Annotated in this window: 22 protein-coding genes; 10 read left to right on the top strand and 12 right to left on the bottom strand. The window is 68.5% G+C overall.

Annotation, left to right across the window (positions count from 1 at the left end; genetic code table 11):
* Window positions 1-193: 193 nt before the first annotated feature.
* The gene (locus tag Q8L83_RS09590; RefSeq protein ID WP_305286371.1) at window positions 194-2,650 is read left to right on the top strand and encodes a zinc-dependent metalloprotease; all 2,457 of its coding nucleotides are present in this window, start codon (window positions 194-196) and stop codon (window positions 2,648-2,650) included.
* 67 nt (window positions 2,651-2,717) lie between these two features.
* Here Q8L83_RS09590 and Q8L83_RS09585 read toward each other — a convergent pair whose 3' ends face one another.
* From Q8L83_RS09585 to ccmA, 3 genes are all read right to left on the bottom strand, one after another.
* Window positions 2,718-3,233 (bottom strand): Spy/CpxP family protein refolding chaperone, encoded by a 516-nt coding sequence (locus Q8L83_RS09585; RefSeq protein WP_305286370.1) that lies wholly within the window; start codon window positions 3,231-3,233, stop codon window positions 2,718-2,720.
* Window positions 3,234-3,323: 90 nt separating this feature from the next.
* Window positions 3,324-3,989 carry a heme exporter protein CcmB gene (ccmB, locus tag Q8L83_RS09580; protein WP_305286369.1) on the bottom strand — a complete coding sequence of 222 codons (666 nt, stop codon included), beginning with the start codon at window positions 3,987-3,989 and terminating at the stop codon, window positions 3,324-3,326.
* On the bottom strand, window positions 3,986-4,585 hold the full coding sequence (ccmA, locus tag Q8L83_RS09575; RefSeq protein ID WP_305286368.1) for a heme ABC exporter ATP-binding protein CcmA: 600 nt from the start codon (window positions 4,583-4,585) through the stop codon (window positions 3,986-3,988). The genes ccmB and ccmA overlap by 4 nt, the downstream gene beginning before the upstream one ends.
* Before the next feature lie 211 nt (window positions 4,586-4,796).
* Here ccmA and acnA point away from each other — a divergent pair, with 211 nt between their 5' ends.
* The 3 genes from acnA (at window position 4,797) to Q8L83_RS09560 (ending at window position 9,015) form a co-directional block, all read left to right on the top strand.
* Window positions 4,797-7,487, top strand: a complete 2,691-nt coding sequence (gene acnA / locus Q8L83_RS09570; RefSeq protein ID WP_305286367.1) for an aconitate hydratase AcnA — start codon at window positions 4,797-4,799, stop codon at window positions 7,485-7,487.
* A gap of 163 nt (window positions 7,488-7,650) precedes the next feature.
* Window positions 7,651-8,364, top strand: coding sequence for a thioredoxin family protein (locus Q8L83_RS09565; protein ID WP_305286365.1), 714 nt, complete (start codon window positions 7,651-7,653; stop codon window positions 8,362-8,364).
* A gap of 300 nt (window positions 8,365-8,664) precedes the next feature.
* Window positions 8,665-9,015, top strand: a complete 351-nt coding sequence (locus Q8L83_RS09560) for a DUF2794 domain-containing protein (protein ID WP_305286363.1) — start codon at window positions 8,665-8,667, stop codon at window positions 9,013-9,015.
* 12 nt (window positions 9,016-9,027) lie between these two features.
* Here the strand turns inward: Q8L83_RS09560 and Q8L83_RS09555 are convergent, their stop codons facing one another.
* The 3 genes from Q8L83_RS09555 to Q8L83_RS09545 form a co-directional block, all read right to left on the bottom strand.
* The gene (locus tag Q8L83_RS09555; protein ID WP_305286361.1) at window positions 9,028-9,243 is read right to left on the bottom strand and encodes a YdcH family protein; all 216 of its coding nucleotides are present in this window, start codon (window positions 9,241-9,243) and stop codon (window positions 9,028-9,030) included.
* Window positions 9,244-9,345: 102 nt separating this feature from the next.
* Complete coding sequence (locus tag Q8L83_RS09550; protein ID WP_305286359.1) at window positions 9,346-9,792, bottom strand: TIGR02444 family protein; 447 nt, start codon at window positions 9,790-9,792, stop codon at window positions 9,346-9,348.
* 5 nt (window positions 9,793-9,797) lie between these two features.
* Window positions 9,798-10,415: a UbiX family flavin prenyltransferase gene (locus tag Q8L83_RS09545; RefSeq protein ID WP_305286357.1), complete on the bottom strand. Its 618-nt coding sequence runs from the start codon at window positions 10,413-10,415 to the stop codon at window positions 9,798-9,800.
* 139 nt (window positions 10,416-10,554) lie between these two features.
* Between Q8L83_RS09545 and Q8L83_RS09540 the strand changes: the two genes are divergently transcribed.
* Complete coding sequence (locus Q8L83_RS09540; RefSeq protein WP_300574469.1) at window positions 10,555-10,728, top strand: YdcH family protein; 174 nt, start codon at window positions 10,555-10,557, stop codon at window positions 10,726-10,728.
* Window positions 10,729-10,798: 70 nt separating this feature from the next.
* Here Q8L83_RS09540 and Q8L83_RS09535 read toward each other — a convergent pair whose 3' ends face one another.
* Window positions 10,799-11,443 carry a DUF1013 domain-containing protein gene (locus Q8L83_RS09535; protein WP_305286355.1) on the bottom strand — a complete coding sequence of 215 codons (645 nt, stop codon included), beginning with the start codon at window positions 11,441-11,443 and terminating at the stop codon, window positions 10,799-10,801.
* A gap of 156 nt (window positions 11,444-11,599) precedes the next feature.
* The gene (locus Q8L83_RS09530) at window positions 11,600-12,361 is read right to left on the bottom strand and encodes a hypothetical protein (RefSeq protein ID WP_305286353.1); all 762 of its coding nucleotides are present in this window, start codon (window positions 12,359-12,361) and stop codon (window positions 11,600-11,602) included.
* 229 nt (window positions 12,362-12,590) lie between these two features.
* Here Q8L83_RS09530 and Q8L83_RS09525 point away from each other — a divergent pair, with 229 nt between their 5' ends.
* On the top strand, window positions 12,591-13,136 hold the full coding sequence (locus Q8L83_RS09525; protein WP_305286351.1) for a hemerythrin domain-containing protein: 546 nt from the start codon (window positions 12,591-12,593) through the stop codon (window positions 13,134-13,136).
* A gap of 1 nt (window position 13,137) precedes the next feature.
* On the opposite strand, the gene Q8L83_RS09520 is transcribed toward Q8L83_RS09525, so the two are convergent.
* The 3 genes from Q8L83_RS09520 to Q8L83_RS09510 form a co-directional block, all read right to left on the bottom strand.
* Entirely contained in the window at window positions 13,138-14,892 is a 1,755-nt protein-coding gene (locus Q8L83_RS09520) for a class I adenylate-forming enzyme family protein (protein ID WP_305286349.1), read from the bottom strand.
* 329 nt (window positions 14,893-15,221) lie between these two features.
* Window positions 15,222-16,556 carry an acyl-CoA dehydrogenase family protein gene (locus tag Q8L83_RS09515; protein ID WP_305286347.1) on the bottom strand — a complete coding sequence of 445 codons (1,335 nt, stop codon included), beginning with the start codon at window positions 16,554-16,556 and terminating at the stop codon, window positions 15,222-15,224.
* A 390-nt stretch (window positions 16,557-16,946) separates the two neighbouring features.
* Window positions 16,947-18,431: an MATE family efflux transporter gene (locus Q8L83_RS09510; protein ID WP_305286345.1), complete on the bottom strand. Its 1,485-nt coding sequence runs from the start codon at window positions 18,429-18,431 to the stop codon at window positions 16,947-16,949.
* A 157-nt stretch (window positions 18,432-18,588) separates the two neighbouring features.
* On the opposite strand from Q8L83_RS09510, the gene rfbB reads away from it, so the two are divergent.
* Genes rfbB through rfbA form a run of 3 tightly spaced genes read left to right on the top strand, consistent with a single transcriptional unit; the run spans window position 18,589 to window position 21,424 of the window.
* On the top strand, window positions 18,589-19,638 hold the full coding sequence (rfbB, locus tag Q8L83_RS09505; protein WP_305286343.1) for a dTDP-glucose 4,6-dehydratase: 1,050 nt from the start codon (window positions 18,589-18,591) through the stop codon (window positions 19,636-19,638).
* On the top strand, window positions 19,635-20,531 hold the full coding sequence (rfbD, locus tag Q8L83_RS09500; RefSeq protein ID WP_305286341.1) for a dTDP-4-dehydrorhamnose reductase: 897 nt from the start codon (window positions 19,635-19,637) through the stop codon (window positions 20,529-20,531). The genes rfbB and rfbD overlap by 4 nt, the downstream gene beginning before the upstream one ends.
* Complete coding sequence (rfbA, locus tag Q8L83_RS09495) at window positions 20,528-21,424, top strand: glucose-1-phosphate thymidylyltransferase RfbA (RefSeq protein WP_305286339.1); 897 nt, start codon at window positions 20,528-20,530, stop codon at window positions 21,422-21,424. Before rfbD ends, rfbA begins: the two co-directional genes overlap by 4 nt.
* Before the next feature lie 59 nt (window positions 21,425-21,483).
* Here the strand turns inward: rfbA and Q8L83_RS09490 are convergent, their stop codons facing one another.
* The gene (locus tag Q8L83_RS09490; protein ID WP_305286337.1) at window positions 21,484-22,119 is read right to left on the bottom strand and encodes a TetR/AcrR family transcriptional regulator; all 636 of its coding nucleotides are present in this window, start codon (window positions 22,117-22,119) and stop codon (window positions 21,484-21,486) included.
* An 80-nt stretch (window positions 22,120-22,199) separates the two neighbouring features.
* Between Q8L83_RS09490 and Q8L83_RS09485 the strand changes: the two genes are divergently transcribed.
* The gene (locus tag Q8L83_RS09485; protein WP_370868378.1) at window positions 22,200-23,120 is read left to right on the top strand and encodes a UDP-2,3-diacylglucosamine diphosphatase; all 921 of its coding nucleotides are present in this window, start codon (window positions 22,200-22,202) and stop codon (window positions 23,118-23,120) included.
* The last annotated feature ends 30 nt before the right edge of the window (window positions 23,121-23,150 follow it).

Below are 23,150 nucleotides of genomic sequence, written 5' to 3'. Positions count from 1 at the left end.
CTCCGGTTGAGCCTGGTTTTTGGCGGCTTGTTTCTGGCTGACAGCGTAAGCGGCATCTTACGTTAACGTCAAGACGAGGGGCCTGCGCGAACCGCAGGCGCCTGGGCGTTCCTGGGGGATTTGAGGCCCTCTGTCGTAGACCTCGGCGGCCTGGCCGCCCTAGGCTTGGCCATTCAATCCAGGGGCGTCTTCCATGATCCGTAAAACTCTGCTGGCGGCGAGCGCCGTCGCCGCGCTGTTGGCCTGTCCGTTGGGGGCGAACGCCGCGCCGCGACCCATGGCCGAGGCCACCGCTGGCCTTTCCCGCACCGAGGGCCTGATCCCGATCTATGCCGACGCCCAGGGCGGCCGGGTGCTGATGCTGCTGCCGGCGCCGGACGCCGAGGGGATCAGCGGCCGCTATATCCATGTGGCCAGCCTGCGCACCGGCCTGGGCTCGGCCCCCATCGGCCTGGATAAGGCCCGACTCGGCCCCTCGCGGCTGCTGACCTTCCGCCGGGTGGGCGCCAAGGTGGTGGCCGAGTACGAAAACCCCCGCTTCCGCGCGGTCGGCGCGCCGGCCGCCGAACAGGCCTCGGCCCGCGAAGCCTTTGCGCCGTCCATGGTCTGGGCCGGCGAGGTGCTGTCGAGCGACGCCCAGGGCCGCATCCTGATCGACATCTCCAGCTTCCTGACCCAGGACAGCCTGGGCGTCGCCGACGCCATGAAGAGCTCGGGCGAGAGCGGCTGGAGCCTGTCGAAGGACCTCAGCCTGGCCGATCCCGGGGCGGCCAAGGCCTTCCCGGAGAATGTCGAGCTGGAGGCGATCCAGACCTTCGTGTCGGAGACGCCCGGCGCGGAGGTGGCCAACATCACCCCGGACGCCAAGCGCATGACGCTCAAGGTCCGCCACTCCTTCGTCAAGCTGCCCGAGCCCGGCTATCAGCCGCGGGCCTTCGATCCCCGCAGCGGCGGCAACGCCCTGCAGTTCCTGGATTTCGCCGCGCCGCTCGGCCAGCCCATCGTCCAGCAGTACGCCCTGCGCTTCCGCCTGGAGAAGACAGACCCCACCGCCGCGGTCTCGCCGGTGAAGAAGCCGATCATCTTCTATATGGACCCCGCAGCCCCAGAGCCGATCCGCAACGCCCTGATCGAGGGGGCGGCCTGGTGGGCCGACGCCTTCGAGGCCGCCGGGTTCCAGGACGCCTACCGGGTCGAACTGCTGCCGCCGGGCGCCGATCCCCTGGACGTGCGCTACAGCATGATCAACTGGGCCGATCGGGCGACCCGGGGCTGGTCCTACGGCCAGACCATCATCGACCCACGCACGGGCGAGATTCTGAAAGGCTCGGTGGTGCTGGGCGCCCTGCGGGTGCGCCAGGACATGCTGATCTTCGAAGGCCTGGTCGGCGCGCACATGACCGGCAAGGGCGGCCCCAATGATCCGGCCGAGGTGGCCCTGGCCCGCCTGCGCCAGCTGGGCGCCCATGAGGTCGGCCATTCCATCGGCTTTGCGCACAACTTCGCCGGCTCGACCCAGGGCCGGACTTCGGTGATGGACTATCCGGCCCCGCGCATCCTGCTGAAGGATGGCCGGCCCGACCTGTCGGAGGCCTATGCGGTCGGCATCGGCGACTGGGACAAGGTCAGCGTCGCGGCCGTCTATGGGCCGGAGGATCAGGCCCAGGCCCTGCTGCACCAGAACGCCACGGCGCCGGACGGCCTGCGCTACATCACCGACGCCGATTCCCGCGGCTTAGGCGTCGGCCAGCCCTGGGGCAGCCTGTGGGATGACGGCCCCGATCCGGCCGCCGAGCTGACCCGGATGATGGCGGTGCGCGAGGCCGCGCTGTCCAGCTTTGGCCTCGGCGCGCTCTATCCGGGCGAGCCGGTGGCGGCCCTGCGCCGCAAGTATGTGCCGATCTATCTGATGCACCGCTATCAGGTGGAGGCCGCCGGCAAGCTGCTGGGCGGCGTCGATTTCGCCTATTCGGTGATCGGCGATGGGCGGGAGACCTCGCCCGCGGTCCCGGCCCAGGCCCAGCGAGCGGCGCTGGACGCCCTGCTGGCGGCCCTGGAGCCCCGGGTGCTGGAAACCCCGCGGGGCCTGACGCCCCTGATGTCGGCCGGCCTGACCGGTCGCAATGATCGCCAGACGGAGATCGAGCTCTTCCCGACCCTGGCCGGGCCGATCTTCGACCCGCTGGCCGCCGCCGAGGTGGCCGCGGGCCTGCCGCTCGACGTGTTGCTCAACGACCAGCGGCTGGCGCGGCTGATCGAGCAGCATCGCCGCGATCCATCCCTGCCAGGGGCCGGCGAGGTGATGGAGGCCCTGATCGCCAAGGTCTTCGCCGAGCCCACGGACACGGCCCTGGTCCCGATCGCCCAGCGGGTGCAGGCCCGGGCCGTGCTGGATCTGGGCCGCCTGGCCGCCGATCCCGGCGCTGCGCCCGGCGTGGCGGCCCAGGCCAGCGCCGCCCTGGCGTCGATCGCCACGCGTCTGGGGAGCGCCCGCGGCGGGGACGAGGCGACCCGCGCGCACCGGGCGCGGCTGGCGGCGCTGATCGCAAACCCGGCCGAACTGCGCCGTCTGGCCGCCGCCAAGGAGGTCCGCCCGGAAACCCCGCCCGGCATGCCGATCGGCTCGGCAGGCTGGCTGGACCTGGACTGACAGGCCTCGGACGGGCAGGACGGCGAAACCGCCGGCCTGTCCCGTCTAGCCGTTCCTTGAGCGGGCCTTAGCGGCCGCCGGGACCGCCGCGATGGCCGCCCCAACCCTTGTCGCCCATGCCCTTGCCGCCATGGCCCATGCCGCGGCCGGCCGGGCGCAGGGCGTCGAAGGCCTTTTGCTGGGCCGGCGTCAGCTGGGCGTAGAAGCGCTTGGTGGCCTCGGCGCGGGTAGCGAAGGCCTGCTGGCGCTGGGCCATATGGGCGGCCATGGCGTCCAGACGCTGCGGCGTGGTCATGTCGCGCATCGACTGACGGTCGCCGCGCGCGGGGCGCGCGCCCGGCTGCGGGCTGATGGCGCTGACATAGGCGTTGAGCGCGGCGTCCTGCTGGCTGGTGAGCTGCAGGGTGGTGCGCAGGCGCTCGGCCATATGGCCACGCATCTGTTCGGGGCTCGGACGCTCGCGGCCTTCCATGGCCGGGCGCTGGCCTTGGCCTGGCGCCGGCGGCTGCTGGGCGAAGCTGGTCGAAGCGAAGGCCAGGCTGGCCAGGGCGCCGCCGATGGCGATGGTCTTGATCGTCTTCATCATGGGTCTCCAGTGGTGTCCCTCTGAAGACTTCCACGCCCGGACGAGGCGGCTCCGTCGAAGATTCTTTCCGGAGGTCTGGCGGCGGCCTCAGGACAGGGCGTTGCGACAGGCCGCCGCCATGGCGATGGGACCCAGCGCGACGGCGGCTGCGGCATATGCGCCGAGCAGGGCGAAGCCCGCCGTCCACGGCAGGCCCGCGTCCAGCCTGGCCAGGGCGCCGCCGCCGAAGATCACCGGCGGCACGAAGAGCGGCAGGACGATCACCGCGGTCAACAGCCCGCCCCGGCGCGCCCCCAGGCTGAGGGCTGCGCCGATCCCGCCCATGAAGGCGAACGCCAAGCCTCCCAGCAGCGCACAGGCCACCACCAGGCCGCTGAGCTGCGGCGAGGCCCCCAGCGCGATGGCCGCCACCGGCGCGGCCAGCGCCAGGGGCAGGCCGGTGGCCAGCCACTGGGCCAGGCACTTGACCGCGCAGACGATCTCCAGCGGAACCGGCGACAGGGTCAGCAGGTCCAGGGCGCCGTCCTCATAGTCGCGCTCGAACAGGCGGTCGAGAGAGAGCAGGGCGGCCAGCGCCAGGGCGACCCAGGCCGCGCCGGGCGCGACGGCCGCCAGCCGTTCGGGCTCTGAGCCCACGGCCAGGGGCAGCAGGGTGGCGACCCCGGCATAGAAGCCGACGGCCACCATGGGGCCGCCGCCCTTGCCCCAGGCCAGCGCCGTCTCCCGGCCCAGCAGGATCGCGATCGGGCTCATCGGCCGATCTCCACGGTACGGGTCGCCAGCGGCAGAGGATCGTGGACGGCGGCCAGGATCATGCCGCCCGTGGCCAGATGCTCGCCCATGATCTCGCCGAAGCGGGCGCGCCATTCGGCGTCCAGGGGGCTGAGCGGCTCATCCAGCAGCCACAGGGGCCGGGGCGCGGCCAGCAGGCGGGCCAGCGCCAGGCGGCGACGCTGGCCCGCCGACAGGCGCCGGACCTCGAGGTCGAGCAGCGGCGTCAGATCCAGCCGGGCGGCGGCGGCGTCCAGCGCGCCGCGGGCCCCGCCAGCGAACCCGGTCCAGAAGCCAAGCTCATCGCGGGCCGTACGTGAAGACTTCAGTCCGTCCAGATGACCGAGCAGATGAATCGCCTCCCGGGCCTCGGCGGGGTCGATGTCGCCAAAGGCGATGGTCCCCTCGTCAGGGGCGATCAGGCCGGCTATGGCCCGCAAAAGACTGGTCTTTCCCGCCCCGTTGCGCCCCACCAGGGCGACGGCCTCCCCTCGGGTCAAGTTGAGAATAAGTCGCGAAAACAACTGGCGGCCCCCGCGCGACAGGGCCAGGGACTGGATCGAAACCTCTGAGATCACGTGGGCGACCCTGCCAACACTAGAAAAGGACGCAAATTGTCCTCACGCCTCGCATGGACGAGTCCCGCGGCCGGGTCTATGACAGCCGCGGCCGTCGCCACCCGAGGGGGCGTACGCGGCGCGGGGTCGGACGCTGTGTGTCCTTCCCTTTGAGCGCGCGATCCCGGGGGCGGTAGATGAACGGCCGTGAACAGAGAGAGGATCCTTTAGGATGGCGTCGATCGACACCCTGAAGACCCGCCGCGAATTGACGGTGGGCGACAAGACTTACGTCTACTACAGCCTGGCCGCTGCGGAAGACGCCGGCCTGAACGGAATTTCCAGCCTGCCCGTTTCGATGAAGGTTCTGCTCGAGAACCTGCTGCGCAACGAGGACGGGGTTTCGGTGGGCGAGGCCGACCTGAAGGCCGTCGCCGCCTGGATCGAAAACCGGGGCGCCAAGGAGCACGAGATCAGCTTCCGCCCGGCCCGCGTGCTGATGCAGGACTTCACCGGCGTGCCGGCCGTGGTCGACCTGGCCGCCATGCGCGACGCCATGACCAAGCTCGGCGCCAATCCGGAAAAGATCAATCCGCTGAACCCGGTGGACCTGGTCATCGACCACTCGGTGATGGTCGACTATTTCGGCAACGCCAAGGCCTTCGGCGAAAACGTCGAGCGGGAATATGAGCGCAATATCGAGCGCTATCGCTTCCTGCGCTGGGGCTCCTCGGCCTTCAACAACTTCCGCGTGGTGCCGCCCGGCACCGGCATCTGCCACCAGGTGAACCTGGAATATCTGGCCCAGACCGTCTGGACCAACGATGTGGACGGCGACACCGTCGCCTATCCGGACACCGTCGTCGGCACCGACTCCCACACCACCATGATCAACGGCCTGTCGGTCCTGGGCTGGGGCGTGGGCGGCATCGAGGCCGAGGCCGCCATGCTCGGCCAGCCGATCCCGATGCTGATCCCCGAGGTCATCGGCTTCAAGCTGACCGGCGCCATGCCGGAAGGCGCGACCGCCACCGACCTGGTGCTGACCGTCACGCAGATGCTCCGCAAGAAGGGCGTCGTCGGCAAGTTCGTCGAGTTCTTCGGTCCGGGCCTCGCCAAGATGACCCTGGAAGATCAGGCGACCATCGCCAACATGGCGCCGGAATACGGCGCCACCTGCGGCTTCTTCCCGATCACCCGGGCGACCATCGACTATCTGGCCGCCACTGGCCGTGACGCCGACCGCGTCGCCCTGGTGGAAGCCTACGCCAAGGCCCAGGGCATGTGGCGCGAGGGCGACGAGCCCGATCCGGTGTTCACCGACACCCTCGAGCTCGACCTCTCCAGCGTCGTGCCGTCGCTGGCCGGCCCCAAGCGTCCCCAGGACCGGGTGCTGCTGACCAGCGCGGCCTCGGACTTCAAGGAAGCCCTGGCCAAGGACTTCGGCAAGGCCGATTCCATCGAGGCCCGCGTGCCGGTGGCTGGCGAGAAGTTCGATGTGGGCCATGGCGACGTGGTCATCGCCGCCATCACCTCGTGCACCAACACCTCCAACCCCAGCGTGCTGATCGCCGCGGGCCTGGTGGCCAAGAAGGCCATCGAAAAGGGCCTGAAGGTCAAGCCGTGGGTGAAGACCTCGTTGGCGCCCGGCTCTCAGGTGGTCACCGACTATCTGAAGAGCGCCGGCCTGACCAAGTCGCTCGACGCGCTCGGCTTCAACCTGGTGGGCTATGGCTGCACCACCTGCATCGGCAATTCCGGCCCGCTGCCGGAAGCCATCTCCGAGGCCGTCCAGCAGGGCGACCTGGTGGCCTGCTCGGTCCTGTCGGGCAACCGTAACTTCGAAGGCCGGGTGAACCCCGACGTGCGGGCCAACTATCTGGCCTCGCCGCCCCTGGTGGTCGCCTATGCGCTCGCCGGCTCGATGCAGATCGACCTGACCACTGAGCCCCTGGGTGAGGGCAAGGACGGCCAGCCGGTCTATCTGAAGGACATCTGGCCGACCAACGAAGAGATCGCCGTGCTGCAACGCAAGCACGTCACCGACAAGATGTTCGCCACCCGCTACGCCGACGTCTTCAAGGGCGACAAGGCCTGGCAGGGCATCAAGGTGGCTGGCGGCCAGACCTACGCCTGGGACGTGGGCTCCACCTATGTTCAGAACCCGCCCTATTTCGAGGGCATGAGCATGGAGCCGGACGCGATCACCGACATCATCGAGGCCCGTGTCCTCGGCGTGTTCGGCGACTCGATCACCACCGACCACATCAGCCCCGCCGGCTCGATCAAGCTGACCTCCCCGGCTGGCGAATACCTGCGTGAACGCCAGGTGCCGCAGACCGACTTCAACTCCTACGGCGCCCGCCGCGGGAACCATGAGGTCATGATGCGCGGCACCTTCGCCAACATCCGGATCCGCAACAAGCTGACCCCGGAGATCGAAGGCGGCGTGACCAAGCACTTCCCCACCGGCGAAGTGATGTCGATCTATGACGCGGCCATGCGCTACCAGGCCGAGGGCCGCCCGCTGGTGGTCTTCGCCGGCAAGGAATACGGCACCGGCTCGTCCCGCGACTGGGCGGCCAAGGGCACCAAGCTCCTGGGCGTGCGCGCGGTGATCGCCGAGAGCTTCGAGCGTATCCACCGGTCCAACCTGGTGGGCATGGGCGTCCTGCCCCTGCAGTTCACCCAGGAAGGCTGGCAGAAGCTCGGCCTGACCGGCGAGGAGATCGTCTCGATCCGCGGCCTGCAGGACCTGTCGCCCCGCAAGCAGCTGACCGTCGAGCTCTACCGCGCCGGCGACGGCCGCGTGGCCCGCTTCCCGGTCCGCTGCCGGATCGATACCCCCACCGAGCTTGAGTATTTCAAGAACGGCGGCGTGCTGAACTACGTGCTGCGCAACCTGGCCTCGCAAGACGCCTGACGCCGCACGGACCAGGGCTGAAGATGAGGGGGTCGCGGTCGCCGCGGCCCCCTTTTCCGTTTTTTGAGGGACTGCTTTTTTTGAGACGTCGAACCCTATGTCGGCTTCCGCTCACACCTTGTTGAAACGCACTGGCCCGACAACTCGGCTTTATTGCCCCACCATGATCAGAGCCCTGCTCGCAACCCTGTGTCTCCTGGCGGCCCCGACCGCCGCCGCCGCGGCGAAGGCGCCTGTGGTGGTGGAGTTCTATACCGCCCAGGGCTGCGCGGCCTGCGCCGAGGCCAACACCTTCGTCAACGATCTGGCCGAGCGGCCGGGCGTCGTCGCCCTGACCTTCGCCGTCGACTACTGGGACTATCTGGGTTGGCAGGACACCTTCGCCCTGCCGGAATTCGCCGAACGCCAGCGCTCCTATCTGACGCCCCTGTCCCTGCGCGAGCCCTATACGCCGCAGCTGGTGATCAATGGGGCGTTGGAGGTCTCGGCGGTCGAGGCCGAGAAGGTCGAGGCCCTGCTCAATCAGGCGGCCCTGGCCCGGCAGCCGGCCCCGGATATCCAGTTCATCGGTCCGCGCCGGGTGGATGTGGGCTCAGGCCCCGCGCCCCGCGGCGGCGCCGAGGTCTGGCTGGTGCGCTATGATCCCAAGCCCCGCGAGGTGGTCGTGCGCCGGGGTGAGAACCGTGGTCAGACCCTGACCCAGCGCAATGTGGTGCGCCAGATCGCCCGCCTGGGCGAGTGGCGCGGCCGACCCACCGCCTATGTCATGCCAGAGGCTGCGGAAGAGGGGCTTGAGACCCTGCTGATCGTCCAGGCGCCCAAGGGCGGCAAGATCCTGGCGGCCATGCCCCGCCAGACCCTGCTCGCCCGGCCCTAGGTAAATATAAGCCGCAGAACGAAAAAGACCCGCGCGAAGGAGTGGGGCTGACTCCGCGCGGGTCTTCTCAGGGGAAGAGGATATGACGCCGGCTGACCGAGGCCCGTGATCCCAGGGGGGCTGGGGGGGCTGTTCAGGATCCGGAACCGCGAAGTCCCGATCAACCGACGCTCTCCTTATCGAGGCTCAAACAGGCGGGCGCAGGACCGAAATAAGGTCTTTTCACGGCGTGGGTCATCTGGCGGCCGACCCCACGTGACCTCTCGATTTCGTCGCGAGATTGAGTCACGCTCATGGGCGATGGCCATTGATCCGTCCGCCAACGAGTCCAACCCGCCCGGCCGCAAGGGCGCGCCGATCTTTTTCCAGCGCCAGGAGTTCCAGCGCCTGCTCGCCCTCTATGGGCGGATGGTGGCGGCCGGCGAATGGCGGGACTATTCCATCGAGCCCGGGCTCGAGGCCTGCGCCTTCTCGGTGTTCCGCCGGGCTTCGGAGGCGCCGCTCTACCGGATCGAGAAACGCCCAGCCTTGGCCAGGCGGCAGGGCGCATGGGCGGTGATCGGCCAGGGCGGCATGATCCTGCGCCGGGGCCACGAGCTGGACCAGGTCCTGCGGGTGTTCGACAAGGGCCGGTTCAAGGTCATCGACTGACCGGAACCCGCGCTATGCGATGATGTCGGGGGTCAGCTGGTCTTCCAGGGCCGCGATCTCGTCCTTCAAGGCGAGCTTGCGGCGTTTGAAGCGGCCCAGGGTCCCGAGGCTCGGGGTCGGCATGGCGCTGATGGCCTGAACGGCCACGTCCAGGTCGGCATGTTCCTGCCGGGCGGCGGCCAGCCGGTCGCGCAATTGGGTCTCGGGATCGGGTCCTAGATCGTTCATGCGGCTACCGCTCCCCTTGCACCCGCGACGCCCGCCAGCGTCCCGACATCATCGGATTTTGCGCCTCAGGGGTAAAGGCGGCCTTATGCCTCCGCCCTCACTTCAGGCCAGAACGCGGGCCAGAGCCGCGAGGTCGGCGGGGTCGAGGGCCGGGTCCCAGGCATGGCCCGCCGCCGCCAGGGCGTCGCTCAGGGGAACCAGGGGCGTCTGGCCGGGATCGATCGTCTCCAGCGCCTCAAGCAGGCGGCGCTCGGCCGCCAGTTCGGCCGCCTTCACCTGCGCCCGCAAGGCCTCTCTCGTCGCGTCCGGCGTCGGGGGCAGGGGCGCCTTCAAGGCCCGGCGGGCGGCGCGCAAGGGGAGGATGGCGGCCGCCTCCCAGGCCCGGGCCAGGGCGGCGGCGGCGTCCAGGGCGGCGGGATCGGTGGTGCGGGCGAAGGCCGCCCAGAGCAGCAGGGGAACGTTCTGGCCGTGGTCGTCCTGCAGGGCCAGGGCCGCTTCCGCGACGCCGGGACGCCCATAGGTGTCCACCGCCCAGTTCCACAGGCCCATGGCGCTCAGTCCTGCACCGGCGGCATGGCCATGTCCTGGCCCCAGCGCTTCACCCTGGCCCAGGAGAGGCCGAACAGATCCAGCGCCCGGCCCACCGACTGGTCCACCATCTCCTCCAGGCTGACCGGCTTGGCGTAGAAGGCCGGCAGGGGCGGGGCGATCACGGCGCCCATCTCGGCCAGCTTCACCATGGTGCGCAGATGGCCCAGGTGCAGGGGGGTCTCGCGGACCATCAGCACCAGGGGGCGGCGCTCCTTCAGGGTCACGTCGGCGGCCCGGGTCATCAGGGACGAGGTCACGCCGGTGGCGATCTCGCTCATGGTGCGCACCGAACACGGCGCGATCAGCATGCCCAGCGTCGGAAAGGAGCCTGAGGCGATGGCCGCGCCCACGTCGCCGGGGCGATAGGCCACATCGGCCATGGCCTGGACGTCAGCCACCGACAGCGCCGTCTCCTGGGCCAGGGTGAGCGCCGCAGCCCGGCTCATCACCAGATGGCTTTCCACCCCGAGATCGCGGCAGGCGGCCAGGGCGCGCAGGCCATAGGCGACGCCGCTGGCGCCGGCCACGCCGATCACCAGCCGGGGGCGCGCCTGAGGGGTCTCAAGAGCCGTTTGACCCATTTGCGACATACCGTCTCACCCACGCCAAAAAAACTGGCCCTAATCCGAACTCAACCCCGAGCAATCATATTTGATCTGACACCCCCGCGAAGGGGTGATCAGGTGTTGTGTCGAAAAACCCTTGAAGGAGGCGTAACCTATGGCCGTTGAAGCCCGCATCCGTGAACTTGGATCTCGCCATCAGAATCTGGACAAGGCGATTCAGGACGAAGTGCGAAGCCCCGCGGGAGACGACCTCCGTCTACAGGAACTCAAGCGACGAAAGCTTAAGCTCAAGGAAGAGATGGAAACCTTGCAGCGCAAGGCTCACTGATCTTCCAGAACCAAAAGAGGCCCGCGCATCGCGCGGGCCTCTTGCGTTTCCAGGGCCTGGTGGGCCGAGGTCAGTCCTGCTCGGCCGTCATGTCCAGGTCGGGCTCGTCGGCGATGACGCCGGTTTCCGAGGCCGGGCGCAGGGACGGGCCATCGGGATCGGTGATCCCGGCCTTGGCGTCGTCCTTGGCCTTCTTGTCGGCGGCCTTACGCACCACGCCGTCCAGCTCCATCTGGGTCGACAGGCCCAGCGTCACCGGGTCCACCGGCTTGATATTGGCCGAGTTCCAGTGGGTGCGGTTGCGGATCTGGTCGATGGTCGCCTTGGTGGTGCCCAGCAGGCGGGCGATCTGCGAATCGGCCACTTCGGGGTGATTCCGCAGGAACCAGGCGATAGCGTCGGGGCGGTCCTGCCGACGGGACACCGGCGTGTAGCGCGGCGCCTTCTTGGTCGGCTTGAGCAGCTCGGCGTGCCGGCTTTTCTGGGCCTTCATGCGATAGGCCGAGCTCGCCTGCGCGGCGTCCAGCTCTTCGCGGGACAGCTGGCCATTGGCGATCGGGTCGGCGCCGCGGATGTCGCGCGCCACCTCGCCGTCGGCGATGCCGCGCACCTCAAGGGGGTGCAGGCCGCAGAAGTCGGCAATCTGGTCGAAGGTCAGAGAGGTGTTGTCGACCAGCCAGACGGCGGTCGCCTTGGGCATCAAGATGTCGGTCATGGCCGTACTCCAGAAACGACGGCGCCCGGCCTTTCGGCCGGGCGGTTGTCAATATTCCGTATAGGCCCGTTCCTCCGGAAAGGAAATGCCCGGCCGCGGGCTTTCCCGATAGCGTGAAGGCCGCCGATCGGGAAAGCCCCGGGAAAAGCCAGCCCCTCAGGCGCTGGCGGCCGAGGCCAAAGGCGCGGGGGCCGGGGCGCCGGCCGGTCGGCCGATCCAGATCTGGCCGCTCCTGGCCACCACCTCGCCGGCGGCGTCATAGAGGGCGACGCCCGCGAAGAACTTGCGGCCTTCGGACTCCCGCGCCCAGGCGACCACCACATAGGTCTCGCCGGCCTTGGGGGCTTTCAGCACCTCGCCGGCCATGGTGCCCAGCAGGCCGACAGGCGAGCCGGTCTTGATCCACCAGGCCATGGAGCCCGAGCAGTCCAGGGCGCCCCAGGTGATCTCGTCGGGCATGGTCCCGTCGGGGCCGGCGAAATTCGCGTGGGGAACCCACAGGCCGGCGCAGACGCCGGGCTCGGCGCCCGGAAGCTGGCCCACATGGACGCCAAGGCCCTCGCCCTGCTCGCGCTCGATGCAGCAGGAGAAGCAGCCGCGGTGCAGGGAGCGGGTGGCGAAGGCCGAGGCCGCAGCGGCGGCGCGGGCGGCCTCGATCCCCGGCGAGGGCGGCGGGGCGGGGATCTGGTCGTCGGTGGCGACCTTGGCCAGGCCCAGCACCTGCCCCTCGGCGTTCAGGGCCGTGACCGACCCATCCTCAGCCGTGACCAGCTGGACCGGCGTATCCAGGGGTACGCCGGCGCGCAGCATGGCGCTGCCCTTGCCGCCCACGGCCTTGGCCAGGACGCCGCAGATATAGCCGCCATTGGCGGTGACGGGGGGGCCGCGGAACTGCCGCGGGACAAGGATCTCGGTCATGGGATGGGGCTCGAAAAGGGATCGGTCTGAAATGGGGCCGGCGGGCCGGCGATGAGAAACGGTCATGGATCGTCGGCGTGAAAATCCGCGCCGGCGCAGGATGGCGACAGATTGGCGGAAAACCGGCCGACTTGGCAATTCTCTCGGGGCCTGAGTCGCATTTCCGACCGAGCATCCTATCCCACCGCACGGCGTTAGGCCTGCAAGCGCCAGACAGCGGGAGAGACCCATGGCCAAGACCGACAAGATCGATGCGATTAAGCTGCTGAAACAGGACCACCGCGAGGTGGAGGACCTGTTCGAGCAATTCGAAAAGGCGACCTCCAAGGATCGCAAGGCCAAGATCGTCGAGAAGATCTGCACCGAGCTGACCATTCACAGCCTGATCGAGGAAGAGCTCTTCTATCCGACCTTCCGCGGCAAGATCGAAGACGACATCCTCGACGAAGGCTATGTGGAGCACGACGGCGCCAAGGTGCTGATCGCCGAGCTGATGGCCGGCGCGCCCGACGATCCCTTCTACGACGCCAAGGTCTCGGTGCTGTCCGAAGAGATCGAGCACCACGTCAAGGAAGAGGAGCGGCCGTCCGAGGGCATGTTCGCCCAGTGCCGCCGCACCGACGTGGACCTCGACGCGCTCGGCGAGAAGATGGCCGCCCGCAAGGCCGAGCTTCAGGCCCAGATCAAGGCCAGCGGCCTGCCGACCCCGGAAACCCGGTCCATGAAGGGCGCCGAGCTGGTCTATGGCAAGCCCGTGGAAGCGCCGGCGGCTTAAGTCAGGCCGGCTGATCCTCGAAGGCGGACTTCAGCTCCGCCTTCAGGATCTTGCCATTGGCGTTGCGCGGCAAGGTTTCAGGCCAGAAGGCCACCTTCACCGGGACCTTGAAGCTGGCCAGTCGCGCCCGGACGAAGGTCCGGAGCTCGTCCTCGGTGGCCTGGCCGCCGGGTTTGAGATGAACCACCGCCGCCGGCTCTTCGCCGAGCGTGCGGTGGGGCAGGCCGATCAGGGCGGCGTCCATCACGTCGGGATGGTCGTAGAGGACATTCTCCACCTCGACGCAGTAGATGTTCTCGCCACCGCGGATCAGCATGTCCTTCGCCCGGTCGACGATGAAGCAGAAGCCTTCCTCGTCCAGGAAGGCCAGATCGCCCGTGCGCACCCAGCCCTCGACAAAGGTCTCGGCGGTGGCCTCCGGCCGGTTCCAGTAGCCTTTGACGATGTTGGGACCCTTGGCCCACAACTCGCCCACCTTGCCCACCGGCAGTTCGGTGACTCCGTCGGCGGGATCGACGATCTTCAGCTCACAGGGCGGCGGGGCGACGCCGCAGCTGTCGGGGCGATGCTCGTAGTCCTTGCCGATGTTTGTGGTGCAGGTGGCCGAGGTCTCGGTCATGCCCCAGCCGTTGGACGGCGCCGAGCCCGGGAAGGTCTCCACGATCTTGCGCACCAGATCCGGCGCCGAGGGCGCGCCCCCATAGGCCACGGTGGTGAGCGACGACAGGTCGAAATCCTTGCGGGCCGGATGCTCGATCAGCTGCCAGGCGATGGTGGGCACGCCGCCGGTGTTGGTCACCCGCTCGCGTTCGATCAGGCCCATGGCCTCGACCGGCTCCCACTTGCGCATCAGGACCAGCTTGGCGCCCGAATTGATGGCCGGCGACAGGGTCGCATTGCAGCCGGTGACGTGAAACAGGGGCACCACCAGCAGATAGACCCGCTGCGGCAGCTTGTGCGGGTCCTGTTCGGGGATCGGCTCGCCGCGGCGCAGGAAGCCGCGGGCGCCGGCGCAGGCGCTGGCCAGGATATTTGCCGTCAGGTTGCGATGGGTCCCCAGCGCCCCCTTGGGCTTCCCCGTGGTGCCGGAGGTGTAGAAGATCGTCGCCACATCGTCGGGCGCCAGGGTCACATCGGGCAGCGGCTGGTCGGCCAGATCCTTCCAGCTGTTAACCGGTCCGATCACCTCCTCCAACCTGGCCAGGCGCGGGTCGGCGGGCAGGGCATCGGCGCGGGTGACATAGATGCGGGCGAGATCCGGGCAGGCGTCCAGGTGCTCGAGGATGCGCTCCAGCCGCTCGTCATCTACCAGGGCGACCTTGGCGCCGGAATCGGCGAGGCCGAACTCCAGCTCAGGCCCGGTCCACCAGGCGTTCAGCGGGGTGACGATCGCGCCCACGATGGCGCCGGCGAAGAAGGCCACGGGCCATTCGGGCAGGTTGCGCATGACCAGGGCCACCCGGTCGCCGGGCCTCACCCCGTCGGCCTGCAACTGGTGGGCCAGCGTGATGACCGCGCGGGTGAAGGCCTCGAAGCTGGCGCGGTCGTCCTCATAGACCAGGAATTCGCGGTCGCCGAAGGCCCGGCCGTTCAGCAGCACGTCGCGCAGGGTGGGCGGGGCGTTCTTCCAGACCTTGGTGGGGACCCCGTCGATCACCGCCCGATCCAGCTCGAAGCGCTGGCCGGGCGCGGTCAGCTGCGCGTGGGCCTCTTCGATGGACATGACGGGCCAGGGCTTGGCGGCGGTCTCGGTCATGGGGGTCCTGGTGTCCTCGGGTGGGGGTTGGTCGTCTTGTCGCGACCTGTGCGCTCAGAAAGCCGAGCCTTGGCCGTGAGGCAAGTCCGAGCATCCGGCGCGGCGCGGAGCGCCAGAAAAAAGAGGGGACACAAAGGACACGAAGGGGCCGCAGCATCTTCGTGGTCTTCGTGTCCTTCGTGGTTTTCTCTCTTATCGCCCGCGGCGCGTCATTTCCCTCAACCGTCATCCTGGGCCTTGTGCCCAGGATCCCTCGTGGAGCTTGCGCCCGCCCCGACGAGGGATGCTCGGCACAAGGCCGAGCATGACGGAGATGGTGTCGCCGACGATCAGGCCGGGGTCTTTTCCCGTTCGGCCTTCAGCTTGGCGTAGCCTTCCTTCAGCTCGTTCAGCTCCTTGGCGTACTTCTCCTTGGCTTCCTCCTGCAGGCGCGGGATGTGGTAGCTGGGGAAGAGTTCGTTCTCGGGCCGGTAGTCCTTGAGGATCTGCTTGGCCAGCGTGACCTTGTGCACCTCGGTGGGGCCGTCGGCGATGCCCATGACCAGCGAGCTCGTCACCATCCGCATGAACGGCATTTCGTTGGATACGCCCAGCGCGCCATGCAGGTGGGCGGCCTTGGTGGCCACGTCGTTATAGACCTTGGGCATGGCCACCTTGATGGCGGCGATGTCCTTGCGGACCTTGTTGTAGTCCTTGTGCTTGTCGATCAGCCAGGCGGTGCGCAGGACCAGCAGGCGGAACTGCTCGACGGCGATCCAGGAGTCGGCGATCTGCTCCTGCACCATCTGCAGGTCCGAGAGGCGCCCGTCGCGGGTGGTGCGCGAGACGGCCCGCTGGCACATCAGGTCCAGGGCATGGCGGCAGGCGCCGACCGTGCGCATGGCGTGGTGGACCCGGCCGCCGCCCAGGCGGACCTGGGCGATGACGAAGGCCGCGCCCCGGTCGCCCAGCAGGGCCTCAGGCCCCACCCGGACATTGGTGTAGCGCATATAGCCCTCGGTCCCGCTGCCGATCTCGCCGCCGGCGCCGACGGCCACGTTGCGGATGATCTCCACGCCGGGGGTGTCGGTGGGCACCAGGAAGATCGAGGTGCGCCGATAGGGGTCCTTGGCGTCCGGATCGGTGATCGCATAGACCACCAGCAGCTTCGAATAGCGGGCGTTGGTGGAGAACCACTTCTCGCCATTGATGATCCAGTCCTTGCCGTCCTGCACCGCGCGGGTGGTGAAGGTCAGGGGATCGGACCCGCCGGCGGGCTCGGACATCGAGAAGGCCGAGCGGATCTCGCCGTTCAGCAGCGGCCAGAGCCAGCGCTCCTTCTGGGCGTCGGTGCCGTAGTGGGCGATGATCTCGGCGTTGCCGGTGTCGGGCGCCTGGCAGCCGAAGACGGTGGGGGCGATGGAGTTGCGCCCCAGCTTCTCGTTCATCAGGCCGAGCTTGAGCTGGCCATAGCCCTGGCCGCCAAGCTCGGGGCCGAGGTGGCAGGCCCACAGACCCTGGTCCTTCACCTTCTGCTGCAGGGGCTTGATGAACTTCTCGCGGCCGAGCGGGCCGTGGGCGGCCATGCCCAGATGGCTGAGGGGTTCGACCTCCTCGCGCATGAAGTCTTCGATCCAGTCGAGCTTCTTCTGGAATTCGGGGTCGGTTTCAAAGTCCCAGGCCATGTCGTCCTCCTTTGAGCCTCGCCGCGCCCTGGCGCGAGGCGTTTCGTAAATACGGTATGTTTCGGGGCGCCGAGCATACCGGAAATTCAAAATGCAGCGACCGGCCTCGGCCGCCTCCCGTCATTATCAGGCGCGAAGGCGCGCGACGCAACCGGGGGCAAAGTGATCGTCTAAGTAACTGATAATACGCCGCTTATGTCGCTCTGCCGGTTGACGACGATCGTCCGCCTCACCCCGCCAAGCTCTCAATCGTCACCCTCGGGCTCGTCCCGAGGGTCCCTGTCGAGGGCGGGCGCAAGCGTCACGAGGGATCCTGGGCACAGGGCCCAGGATGACGGGGGATGGCGGAGGGTTGGGCCGCCACCGCCCCCTGCGCCGAGGCGCAAGCCGTCAGTCGGACCCGACCACCGGCGCCATGGCCGGCGTCGCCTGGCCGGTGTCGGCGGCGGCGCCGCGGGGCGGGGCGGGCATCAGCTTTGAGGTCCGCCAGTTCCCCCAGAGGTAATAGCCCCCGGCCAGGATCACGGTCATCACGCTGCCCAGCGGGAAGCTCCACCAGATGGCGTCGGCGCCCAGCACCGGCGTCATGAAGTGGACGAAGGGAATGCGCACCACCCAGAGCGAGACGACCATGGCCAGCAGCGGGGCGATCACCGCGCCGGTGGCCCGCACGACGCCGGCGAAGATGAAGGCCACGCCGAACGGGATGAAGCCCCACATGGCCAGGGCGTTGATATGCCGGGCGATGGGGGTCGAGGCGCTGTCGGCCGGCAGGAAGAGCTGCAGGACGATGGGCTCCACCAGATAGATCAGCACCACCGGCGCGGCCGTCATGCCGATGGCGAACAGGGCGCCCATCTGGGCGATGCGGTCGACCCGGTCCATGCGCCCGGCCCCGACATTCTGGGCGGCCATGGAGGAGACCGCCGCCCCGAGCGCCATGGCCGGCATCTGGATATAGGTCCAGAGCTGCATCGAGGCCGCATAGGCCGCGGCGGTCTGCGAGCCATAGGCGTTGACGAAGGCCAGCATGACCACGGCGGCGCCCGACACCACCAGCATGTGCATGGCCATGGGCAGACCCTTGACCACCAGGGTGCGCAGGATGGCCGGGTCGGGGCGCAGCATCTTCCACTCGCCGCGCCGCAGGACCAGCACGCTGCCGCTGCGGTAGAGATAGACGATCATGCCGGCCAGGGTCAGCGTCTGGCTGATCAGGGTGGCGGCGGCCGAGCCGCCGATGCCCAGCTGCGGCGCCGGACCCAGGCCCATGATCAGGACCGGGTTGAGGACGATGTCGAGGCCGACGGCGCAGAGGGAGAAATAGAAGGGCGTCCGGGAGTCGCCAGCCCCGCGCATGGCCATCATCACGAACGAGAAGAAGTACATGAACGGCATGGCCGCGAAGATCACCCGCAGATAGGTGATGGCGTCGGCCCGGGCGTCGCCCGGCGTGCCCATGGCGTCCAGTATGGCGGGGGTGGCGAAGATGCCGGTGATCCCGACGCCCATCGACATGACCGCGAAGAACAGGGTGCTGGAGCCCGCCACCCGCTTCACCTGATGGGTGTCGCCCGCCCCCACCGCCTGAGCGATCAGCAGGTTGGCGGCCATGGCCAGGCCGAACACCGCGCCCAGCAGCAGGAACAGGATGTTGTTGGCGTTGGCCGTGGCCGTCAGGGCGGCCGGCCCCAGGATGTGGCTGACCCAGGCGGCGTTGGCGGTGCCGTTCAGGGATTGGAGCAGGTTGGCGCCGAGCACGGGCAGGGTGAAGGCGATCAGGCTCTTGCCGATCGGCCCCTGGACCAGGTCCATCTGACGACCGGAACGGGCCTTGGCGGCGGGGCCGACGGGCTCTTCGGTAGAGGCTTCCAAGACTGACTATCCCCGTACGCGCGACCTCAACTCTAGGCAGGCCAGCGGCCGGCCACAACCCGCGCGAAAGGCCGCCCGTCTTGAGCCTGCCGCATTTCACTGTATGAGCAAGGGCCGTGGAACGGGCGCGGACGAACGCCCGCAGATGAAGGTCCGCATGAAAATTCTGATCACCGGCGGGGCCGGCTTCATCGGGTCGGCGGTGGTGCGCCAGGCTATCGCCCAGGGACACGAGGTGGTGAACCTCGACGTCCTGACCTACTCGGCCAATCTCGACAATGTCGCGGAGGTGGCGGGCTCGCCGCGCTACGCCTTCGAAGAGGCCGACATCTGCGACGCTGGCAGAATGGCGGAGATCTTCGCCCGTCACCGCCCCGACGCGGTGATGCACCTGGCCGCCGAGAGCCACAACGACCGGGCCATCGACGGGCCGCTGGACTTCGTGCGCACCAATGTCACCGGCACGGCCGTGCTGCTGGAGGCCGCCCGGGCCTATTGGAACGGTCTGTCCTCACCGGCCAAGGACGCCTTCCGCTTCCACCATGTCTCCACCGACGAGGTGTTCGGCGCCCTGGGCGAAGACGGCGCCTTCACCGAAGAGACCCCCTACGATCCCAATTCCCCCTATTCGGCCAGCAAGGCCGGCGCCGACCATCTGGTCCGGGCCTGGGGCCGGACCTATGGCCTGCCGGTGGTGATCACCAACTGCGCCAACAATTACGGCCCCTTCCAGTTTCCCGAAAAGCTGATCCCGACGGTGGTGGTCCGGGCCATGGAGGGCAAGACCATCCCCGTCTATGGGGACGGTCGGCAGGTCCGCGACTGGCTGCATGTGGACGACCACGCCCAGGCCCTGCTGCTGGTGCTACAGAAGGGCCGCCTGGGCGAGACCTATTGCATCGGCGGGGACTCCACCCATCGCAATCTGGAAGTGATCCAGATCCTTTGCGCCGAGCTGGACAGGCTGGCGCCCGGCAATACGCCGCACGCCGAAAAGATCACCTTCGTCGCCGACCGGCCGGGCCACGACTTCCGCTATTCCATCGACGCCGCCAAGCTGAAGGCCGAGCTCGGCTGGGAGCCGGCCACGCCCCTCGATCAGGGCCTGGCCCAGACCGTCGCCTGGTATGTGGAGAACCGCGACTGGTGGCAGGCGATCCGCGACAAGGGCTTCCATTCCGAGCGCCTGGGCCTGGCCAAGGCATGAGCCTGCGCATCCTGCAGTTCGGCGCCACCGGGCAGCTTGCCCGGGAGATGCTCGACCGCGCCGGCCCCGGGGTGGCGATCACCGCCCTCTCGCGGGCCGAGGTCGACCTGACCGACCCCGACGCCGTCGCCCGGGCGATCGGCGAGGCGGGCGAGATCGACCTGGTGCTGAACGCTGCGGCCTATACCGCCGTCGACAAGGCCGAGAGCGAGCCGGACCTGGCCTATGCAGTGAACGCCTGGGCGCCGGGCGCCATGGCCAGGGCCTGTCAGGCCCGCGGCCTGCCCCTGCTGCACGTCTCCACCGACATGGTGTTTTCCGGCGACAAGGCCGGCCCCTATGTGGAGACCGACGCGCCCGCCCCGCTGCACGTCTATGGCTCCTCCAAGCTGGCCGGCGAACAGGCCGTGCTGGCCGCCTGCGACCGCGCCCTGGTGATGCGGGTCTCCTGGCTGTTCTCGGCCTATGGGCAGAACTTCCTGCAGATGATGCTGCGCCTGAGCCAGACCCAGCCGGTGCTCAAGGTGGTGGCCGACCAGCGCGCCTGTCCCACCGCCAGCGGCGACCTGGCGGCCTTCATCCTCAGCCAGGGCGAGCGCCTGGCGGGGGCGCCGGCCGGGGCCCCGGAATGGGGCCTGCTGCACGTGGTCAATGAGGGCGCGGCCAGCCGCTATGACATGGCCCAGGCGATCTTCGCCCTGACGCGGCCCGGCGATCCGCCGGTCATGGAGCCGGTGCCCACCAGCGCCTTCCCGACCCCGGCCAGGCGCGCCCTGAACGGGGAACTGGACTCCGGCCGCATGCAGGCGGTCTTCTCCCTGCAGCTTCGCCCCTGGCAGGAGGCGCTGGAGGACGTGGTGGCCCAGCTTTCGGCCCAGAAGGAGACGGTGTGAGACGTGGCATCATCCTGGCGGGGGGCTCCGGCACCCGGCTGCATCCCCTGACCCTGGCGGTCTCCAAGCAGCTGCTGCCCATCTACGACAAGCCGATGATCTATTATCCGCTGTCGGTCCTGCTGCTGGCCGGCGTGCGCGAGATCCTGATCATCACCACCCCGGAAGACCAGGCCGCCTTCAAGCGCCTGCTGGGCGACGGCTCGCAGCTGGGCGTGCGGTTCGAGTTCCTGGTGCAGCCCAAGCCGGAGGGCCTGGCCCAGGCCTATCTGCTGGGGGAGGAGTTCGTCGGTGGCGAGCCCAGCATCATGGTGCTCGGCGACAACATCTTTTTCGGCCAGAACTTCAGCCAGATGCTCCGCTCGGCCGATGAGCGGACCGCCGGCGCCACGGTGTTCGGCTATCCGGTCAACGATCCTGAGCGTTATGGGGTGGTCGAGCTCGGCGAGGGCGGCAAGGTCCTGGGCATCGAGGAAAAGCCCGCCGCGCCCAAGTCCAACTATGCGGTGACCGGGCTCTACTTCTACGACGGCAAGGCCAGCGAATACGCCAAGAGCCTCAAGCCCTCGCACCGGGGCGAGCTGGAGATTACGGCGCTCAACCAGGTCTATCTGGACGCCGGCGAGCTGAACGTCGAGCTTTTGGGCCGCGGCTTCGCCTGGCTGGACACCGGCACCCATGACAGCCTGATCCAGGCCGGCGAGCTGATCCGCACCCTGGAGCTGCGCCAGGGGCTGCGGATCGGCTGTATCGAAGAGGTCGCCTATTCCAAGGGCTTCATCGACCGGGCGCAGCTGGCCGATCTGGGCCGCTCCCAGGCCAAGGGCGAATATGGCCAGTACCTGATCCGCCTGGCCGAACGCCTCGCGCCCGGCGCAGAGCCGGCGGAATAAGCTCTAGAGTTAGAGCATTTCTCGATCCGATAACCGCGTCGCACTTATCGGGAAATGCTCTAGTCGACCCAGAGGTCCTGGGCCTCGCCCTTGCGGTTCAGGGCGCGGACGGCGCGCTTGACCACCGCCAGCAGGCGCTCGCGCCTTGCGATCTCGTCATAGGTCAGCGAGCCTCGCGCCAGGCCCTCCAGCAGGAAGCGGCCCAGGTCGCGGCTGGTCTGGAAGCGTGGATCGCTGCCGGCCTGGGTCAGCGCCAGGAAGCGTTCCCCCACCTGATTGCGGTCAAAGGCGCTCTGGGCGTTGGCCAGGCGCGTGCGCAGCATCGGATCGGTGCGGGCGGCGGCCTCGAGTTCGGCGAAGGCCACGAAGGGCGTCTCGTGCAGCAGGGCCCAATAGGCGTCGATGGCGTGCTCGGCCGCGTCCACGCCGGGGCCTGCGGGACTGGAGGCGGCCTGTTCGAACAGGCGCGCGCGCTCGACCTCGATATGGGCCACCGCCGCCTCCACCAGCTCTTCGCGGCTGGCGAAGTGATAGAGCATCGCCCCGCGGGTCAGGTTGGCCGCCTCGGCGATCAGGGCGTTGGTGGCCGCATGATAGCCGACCTCGGCGAACAGGCGCATGGCCGCGTCCAGGATACGGGCGCGGGTCCGGCGAGACTTCGGGGTCTCTTTGGCGGGATAGGTTCGGGCGTCCATCTGCACGGGCTAGGGTTCAATCAAAGTGCGGCTGACATATGGCGAGCTATGCTGCAGCGCCAGTGTTGCAGTGCGGTTTCATGAAAGCGACACGCAATCAGCCTACCCGACAGTCAGATGAGGCCGCTCCGGAGGCGTTCGTGGGCGATATCGGAATCCAGCGTTATCGAACAGTGTTTGTTTCGGACGTCCACCTGGGCACCCGCGGCTGTCAGGCCGAGATGCTATTGGACTTCATCCGTCACATGGAGTGCGACACATTGTATCTGGTCGGCGACATCGTCGACGGCTGGAAGATGAAAAGCGGCTGGTACTGGCCGCAGGCGCACAACGACGTGGTTCAGAAGATCCTTCGCCTGGCGCGCAAGGGTGTGAACGTCGTCTATATTCCCGGTAACCACGACGACCGGATTCGCGACTTCTGCGGCATTCACTTCGGCGGTGTCGTTGTCGCCCGCGACGCGATCCACGAAGGCGCCGACGGGCGCCGGTTCCTGGTCACCCATGGCGATGAATTCGACGGCGTCGTGCAGCACGCCAAGTGGCTGGCCTTCCTCGGCGACTATTCCTATCGCGGGCTTCTGGCCGCCAACACCCTGTTCAACCGTGTGCGGCGCCGCATGGGCTTCGGCTATTGGAGCCTCTCGGCCTATCTGAAGACCAAGGTGAAGAACGCCCTGCACTTCATCGAGAACTTCGAGGGCGCGGTGGCCGAGGAGGCCCGGCGCCGCGGGGTCGACGGGGTGATCTGCGGCCATATCCATAAGGCCGAGATGCGCCAGATCGAGGACATCCTCTATATCAACGACGGCGACTGGGTGGAGAGCTGCACCGCCCTGGTCGAGCATATGGACGGCCGCATGGAGATCCTCGAGTGGGCCAAGCTCCGCTCCTGGACCGCGGTTCGTCAGGCCCGCACCCTGCCGGAACCCGCCTCAGGCCTTGCGGGCGAAGGCGTCCGCGAGCCGGACCTGGCGCGGCCGGAACCGATCCTCGCCTGAGGCGTACAGCCTTCGTTGACAGCCCGCCGA

Source organism: Phenylobacterium sp. (genome assembly GCF_030680185.1).
Lineage (GTDB): Bacteria > Pseudomonadota > Alphaproteobacteria > Caulobacterales > Caulobacteraceae > Phenylobacterium.
Note: the sequence above shows the minus strand (reverse complement) of the source record. Positions and strands in the feature narration are given on the sequence as shown.